The following is a 7,137-nucleotide window of genomic DNA, read 5'->3' as shown; positions in this document are numbered from 1 at the left end:
GTCCGCAGTTGGTCAGGCGTTCGCCGGCTGGAGGTACCGACGCGTCGCCGTCGTTGTTGACGTCGCCGATCCAGGTCTCGATGTCGGCACGTGACTGTCCCGACACCGGCAACGAATCCCGCACCGGCCCACCAGCGGATTCCTGCACCTGCTGCCCGTCACCGGACGTCTCCCCACCGCCGTCACGTGCATCCGGCAACCCCGACACCACCTGCGACATCGTCGGATTGGTTTCGCTCTCCGCGTCCTCGGACGCGCTGTCCGAAGAGGTGTCGTGTTCGTCGCGCGGAGATTCGACCTCGTCATCGGCGTCGGACCGTGCGCTGGCGCCGGCGTGACCCGAGGACGAAGGCCGGGGGAACTCGGCGACTATGTCACGTGCGACGATGTCGTTTCCCCGCCGTACTTCGAGGCGCACGTTATGCGTCTCTGCATACTGCCTCAGCCGCCGATTCAACGCAGCGCGGCGCTCGTTAGGGACGCGATTCATATCGTCGAGGTCGATGGATACTGCTTCGATGTCGCGGAAGAAGTCGATCGGCGTATGTATCTGAGCTTCCAGGTAATTCGTGTCCGTGCCTGTGTCGGGATCGCGTCGTGCCTTCTCGTGTTCGAAACCCTCACCCGTTGTGGCCAGACGGTGAATGCTGCGGAAATCGGTGTCTCGAGTACGCGCCAATAGTTGGGTCATGCCCAGGAAAGTCGAACCTGTGGGGTTGCCCTGCATGGAGTCGTTGGCGGTGAAGGTCGCCCGGTGCTTGACATGCTCCTTGAGGACGAAGTACGCGCTCCCGTAACCGGGAGCAGCTCCGTTGAGCGATCGTCCGTAATCCAGTGCGCCATAACTGGGTCGCGCTGATGGTTGGAAGTTCGGCGATTGACGGGACAGGTAGTCGTTCACTCGTCGACGCGCTTCCACGTCTCCAGCCGATTCATCGTGGACAGGAGGTTCGTGGCCGTCGTACTGGCCAGTCATCCGCTCTGCTTCGTCGCGTAAGTCAGCGAACTCTTCCGAATAGAAGGCCCCTCGTTGCCATGCGTTGAGGTAGGTGCGCTGACTTGCTTCGCTTGACGGCGCCGTTTCGCTGTCCTCGGAAAGTAGGGTTTCAAGCGCTTCATCGACCTGGAAGTTGATGGTGATACGCGAGTTCTCGAGCAGTTCAACCATCTTTTCGAGGTCTGACTCGACATGCTCGTGCCGGTCGCGGAACGAATCGCGAAGGCGGTCCCGTACCGTGTTCCTGGCCGATTCGAGTTCACCGATCTCACCAGCGTGGAGCAGGCTGACGACGTCGCCGGCCGCCAACCTGCTGAGTACTTCGTCCCGGTCGGCACTCGAGACCGGGGATGCATCGAAATGATCTTGCGTTGCAGACGTATTGAGGTCCGCGGGCCGGGATCCTTCCGCAATACCGCTGGTGTGCGGCGCGGATGATGCCTCGTTGGCGTCGTCGATCGATTCGGGCAGAGACGACGTTTCGGCAGCGGCTGCCCCGACGGCCGGCGGGCCAACCGGGCGCGCGGGTAGACGTTCCTCCACCGTCAACACGACAGTGCGCCGCTTTTCCTCGTCGGAACCAACCAGCTCGTCCCTGAGCACAGGCCCCCGCGAGGTCGATTCGCGGCTGACGGTGACCGCATCACGAGCCATCCCGGCCGCCTCGAGTCGCTGCCCGATCTGGGAACGGAGGTAGTCCAGCGTGGCACCAGCGCGCTCCTGACCGACGACGTCGGCGCCTCTGCTGATCCGACCGCCGTTGCCCCCGCCTTCGGCGCGGATGTGCAAGCCGCCGCGTCCGGCGTCGAGCTGCTGCTGTGCCCTTTCCACTAGATCGTCGGCGATGAGGTCTAGTTCCGCATGTTGAGTTGTGTTGAGCTGTTTGACCCCTGGACCGAACGGCGTGAAGACATGGGTCGACACAGCGGGGCCGGCCATGGCGCTGGTTGGCGGGTTCGCGCTGGTTGACGTGGTGGGCTTGCTATTACCGAGGCCGGTGACGGTCGTATCGTCCAGTGGATTCTCACCGTGGGGGTCGGGGGTGCCGGCGAACCAGTTGGTGACGGGGTTGTCGGGGCGGTCCAGGGTGGGGGGCCAGGCGGTGATGGTGCCGTGTTGGCCGTCGATGGCCCATACCTGGTTGTCGTCGAAGAGGGCGTTGAAGCTGTGTGCGACGCCGTTGTCGAACTGGGCCACCACGACGGTGTGTGCCCCGGTGCCTGCGCTGCGCAGTTGCTCGGCGATGCCGTCGGGGTCGCTTGTGCGCAGTGGCAATCCGGTTGCCTCGCCGACGTCTTGGGCGCGTAGTTGCATCGGGTGTGCCCGCCCGAAGCTGGGTGTTCCTGATAGGCGGTCGAATACCACCCACGTGGTGGGTCCGCAGTTGGTCAGGCGTTCGCCGGCTGGAGGTACCGACGCGTCGCCGTCGTTGTTGACGTCGCCGATCCAGGTCTCGATGTCGGCACGCGACTGCCCCGACACCGGCAACGAATCCCGCACCGGCGCACTGACAGACTCGGTCGACGACCCACCGGGGTCATCGGCGCCATCCGTGCGATCAACAGCAGCGTCACGTCCGCTCGGCAACCCAGACAACACACCCCGCATGGTCGGGGGGTTCGTTTGTCTGTCGGTGTCCTCTGATACCGCCGCTGAGGTCGTGGCGGGATCGGGGGAAGGGGGATGGTCCGCAGGGGTAGCACTGTTCGCCACTGGTGCGGCACCCTCGGTCGGCGGGTCATCCGCGGTGGGCTCCTGGGTTCGCTCAACAGGCCCGCCCCCATGCTCCGACAGCGCGGTCGCGGCCTTGGCCTTCCCCTTGTCGACGGTCGGTTCGCCACTCAGTGGGGAAGTGGTCGGTTCTGCGGCCCGCTCGGGTGGTTGATCAGCGGACCGAATCTCAACGCGAACGCCGTGCTGATCACCGAATTGGCGGATTCGACCCACGAATCGGTCAATGAACTCTTGACCCTTATTCTTAAGGTCACGCATGTCGATGGAAATAGCGGCGACATCGCGCGAATATTCGATTGTCGTGTACAGCTGCGCCTCGAGGTAACTCCAGTTGTTCCTGTCGCCAGGAGAATTGAATCCGACGCCAGTGGTGGCGAGGTCGTGTATCGCCTTCAGATGGTCTGGAGAAACATGAACAAGCAGCTTATCCATGTCCAACAAGGTCGTCGCCTGGCGGGCTTCCGGGAGGGACCCCATAGAGTCTCGAGGGGTGAAGGTGGCACGGTGCTTGACGTGCTCTTTGAATTCAACATAAGAGCCCCCATATACCGCGGCTCCGCCATCGGCGTGGCGCGCGTAGTCCAACGCACCGTACTTGGGCCTGGCACCCGAAGTGAATTGCGGCGACGTCCTATCGAGATAGGTCTTGATACGGTCACGCGCGGCGCTCGTCGATGGTGTCTCCTGCTCTTGAACTTCCCGCGCGTAAGATCCGATTTGCCGCTCGGCACGGTCACGTATATCCCCATAGAGGTCTCGATTGGTCCCTAGTTCCCACCCGTTGGGCAGATGTGCTGTCGAGCCGTCCAGCGCCACCCTCGCGTCGAAGAAAATCGGTGCTGGAAAGTTAAGCGTGACACGCGAATCTTGAAGCAGCGCAACCATCTTTTTGTGCTGCTCGCGCAGGTCGTTCTCGGAAACATTTGGGAAAGTGCTCTTGAGTCGTTCGTAGGCTTGGTCAGACCACGAGTGGCCGTCGTCGGTCTCAAGCAGGTGACGCAGGCTGGGGACGTCTCCCGCGGCGAGTTCACTCAAGATCTCTGCTCGTTCCGCCGCCGACACCCGTCGCGATCGAGCCACCAACTCCCGCAGGTTCAGGAGCTGTCTCCGCACACCCCGCCGCTCAGGCGGAACGCCAGGGGCGCGGCGTGTCTCGACTGGTTGATTGGTTTCGTCGAAGGTTTTGGGTGGTGACGGTGGTCGTGAGTTGTCAGCCGAGGTGAGCAGCGACGCGGGCACCGAGACCTGGCTGTTGACGGTGCGCTCCACCAGCCAGAGGTGCCGCGGGCGCAGCCGCGGATCGTGTCCCAGAACCTCGGACGTCATCATTCCGCCGTCGGTGTCGTGCACGCCGGAGTTTTGGGCGAGCCGGCGAAGCGCGATCCGTGCGTCTCGGCCCTCGTCGGGCACGCCGAGGTAGTGCAGGATTTCGTGGGCGAGCACACTCTCGGTGGCGTCCGGGCGCCACTTGGTCTGCGAGTTCTCGTCGAAGTTGCCTATTCTGACGGCGGCGTGGGCGCCGATGTCGGTGAACTCGACCTTGACGCGGAACTCGTCTCCGCTGGGTAGACGGTTGCCGTTGTTGAGCAGACTGTCGACGCCGGCCTTCACCTTGGTTTTGATGTCGGCGACAATGTCGGGCCCGATGGCGGGATCGTTGTCGGCGGTCACGTTCAACTTGACCGTGTATTCCTGCACGAACTTGTTCGGTGCCACTTCGATTCGGCGCAGGTCATACCGAATCAACCCGGTATGCGATTCGGTGGAGGTGGGCGTGCTCGTTGAGAGCGTGTCAGCGACCTCGGTATCGACGGTCTGGACGAACGCCTCGTCGCGATGGTCATCGATGGCCTTGCGCGGCGCTGGGTCGAGCGGCTCGAACCAGTCCGCGGTCGTGGCGGGGTCGTGGCGCCATGTTTCGTCGCTGGACACCTCGGTATTCGGATCACGCTGCGGTGTGCGCAGTTTGGGCGGGGCCCCGCCGCTGGTGACCTTGGGCTTCGCCGGCTTGCTAACAGGCGGTAGCGGCGGTGGCGGTGGTGGCGGTACGGGCACCATTTCGGCCACGGTCTCGGAGTGTTCCTGTGTCGTGGAGCGTGGGGTCGGGGCTGAGGCGGTGGTGCTTGCGATGGTGGACACGGCTGTTGGTGTCGAGTTTGGCGATGCGCCAAGACCTGCCGATGCCGGCTTCGCGGGTGTGCCGGGATTGGCGGCTCCGGCGGGGTTTGACGAGGGTGTGGTCGTTGGGCCGGTCTGCGCGCCGCGCGTGGTCGGTGTGGTTGTCGGGGTGAGCGGGGTCGGTGTCGTTGTGGACTGGGTGCCGGCGGTCGTCGTGGGTCCGGTGGTCGAGGCGTTGCCTGCGGTGGGCGCGGTGGTCGAGGTGTTGGTGGGCGGCGGTGGGGTTGCGGTGTTGGGTTCGGTCGGCGACGGGGTTGGTTGGTTGGTGGAACTGTCGTTGGTGTCGGATGGCGACGTGCTGGCGTGTGGCGGCTGGTCGTCTGGTGCTTGGCCTACTGGGTGTGATCGATCTGGTGGCGGTGCGGCGTCGCCGGGCGGTGGAGTCGATGTGGTCGTTGATTCGTGTTCGGTTGTGGGGGATTCGGGTGGGCTGCCGGCGGGTGTCTGTGAGACGGGCGGCGGTGTGTCGACATGGCCGGCTGGGGTGTCTGTCGATCCGTTGGCAGTCGTCTGTGGAGGTGGTGCTGCATGCTGCGGTGCACCGCCGGGGTCCTGGGTTGGTTGCGAGTGTTGGTGCGCCGAAGGCGAATTGTCGGTGTGTGTGGATCCTTGCTGCGGCGTCGACTGCGGGTCGTGTGCTTCGGTTTGGTGCGAGGGCGCCCCGTCGTTGGGCCCATCGCCGGTCGACTGCTGCGAACCGCCCTGGGTGCTGGTCCCGCCACCCGGCGTCTGCTGCGAATTGGACTGGCCGGCGTCTGAGTCCTGCTGATTTACCGTGTGGTTGGTATTCCCATCACCGGTCGACTGTGGTGAACCACCACGGTCACCGTTGCTCCCGCCCGACGACTGCTGCGAACCGCCCTGTCCGGACTGCGCGCCGGTCGATGATTGTTGCGAGCCGCCGTGTCCGTTCTGGCCCTGTCCGGACTGTCCATCGCCTAGCGCCTGCTGCGAACCGCCCTGTCCGGACTGCTCACCAGCCGAGGCCTGCTGCGAACCGTGTTGGCTGTTCTGTCCGTTGCTCGAGCCATGCTGTTCTACAACGCTATTGGATTGCCCGCCAGTTGAGGCCTGTTGTGTACCACCCTGGCTGTTCTGCGTGTTGCTTGCGTGTGGGGTTGGTGATCCGTCGTGGGTGTGTGGTTGCGGTGCGCTTGTGGCGGCGGTATGGGAGTTGGGGGTGTTCTGCGACACCGAACTGTTGGGTCCGTCGGGCGAGCCGCTTGGCGGGTGTTGTTGGTAGGGCGGTGGGGCGTTGGGGTCAGACTTCTGATAGGGCGGTGGGGCGTTGGGGTCAGACTTCTGGTAGGGCGGTGGTGGGTCATTCGTGTCCCCTTGCGGTCCGTCCGCGTGGTCCCCGTCCGATTTGCCGTCGGGCCCTTTGCCGTCGGGGGTTTTGGTGTCGGGGTCGAATGCGTGACTGGCACCGTCGAGGCCGTCCGGTGAGCCGTGGGGGGCCTCGGGGCCCCCGCCGTGGGAGCTGTTGATCCCGCCAGAGACCGCGCCCAGGGCCCCGCCGGCGAAGATCTCACCCGCGTCGAGGTTGGCGCCCACCGCGACCGCACCGACCACCCCGGCACCCACTTCAGCGGCATAGGACGCCCCCGCCCCCGCCAACCCGTTACCGATACCACCATGGCCGTGCTTGCCGCCCAACGCCCCGAACGCCGGACCGTGGATCGCTCCCGCGGCCGCACCACCGGCCGCCGCGCCCTTGGCCGCGGTAGCGGCATCGTCCCAGTCGATGCTGTCCTTGTGGCCCTGGTCGATCTGATACTGCTGGATCGCCAGGTTGGTGATCAACTCCTCGGCGACCTCCTCGGCGCTTTCCTGGGCGACCTCGCGCAGCAACCGCAATACGGTGGTCTTGGTCAACGCCTCGACCGCGCGGCGCACCAACGCCCGCAGCAACTGGTTGAACAACGCCCGGATCGCGACCATGGTCAGCGTCTCGATCGGCGGAATCCACGACAACGACGCCCCGAACGTCCACGGTGCCATCGCGATCGCATAGATGATCTCGGCGGCGGCCAGCGCCAACCCGACCAGGATCTCGATCTTGGACGCCTCGACCTGAGTCCCGGCCTGACGCGCGGTCTCACCCAACGCCGACATCGCCTCGACCAGCTTGTCCACCGAATACTCACCGTCGAAGAGTTTGGCGAACTCCTGTGCGGCGGTATCGGCGGTCTGCCCGGTGATCACCGACATCGTCTCGTTGCGCACCC

General features: G+C 64.8%; 1 protein-coding gene. It reads right to left on the bottom strand.

Features of this window, described 5'->3' with window-relative positions; genetic code table 11:
• Nucleotides 1-7,120, bottom strand: a 7,120-nt coding sequence (locus ACWDTP_RS36055; RefSeq protein ID WP_450028007.1) for a DUF3626 domain-containing protein, incomplete at its 3' end; no start/stop codon positions are given.
• Between the last annotated feature and the right edge of the window lie 17 nt (nucleotides 7,121-7,137).

The organism is Mycobacterium sp. NPDC003449 (assembly GCF_053588415.1).
The sequence above is the reverse complement of the archived record's forward strand: the minus strand, read 5'-3'. Positions and strand labels throughout refer to the sequence as shown.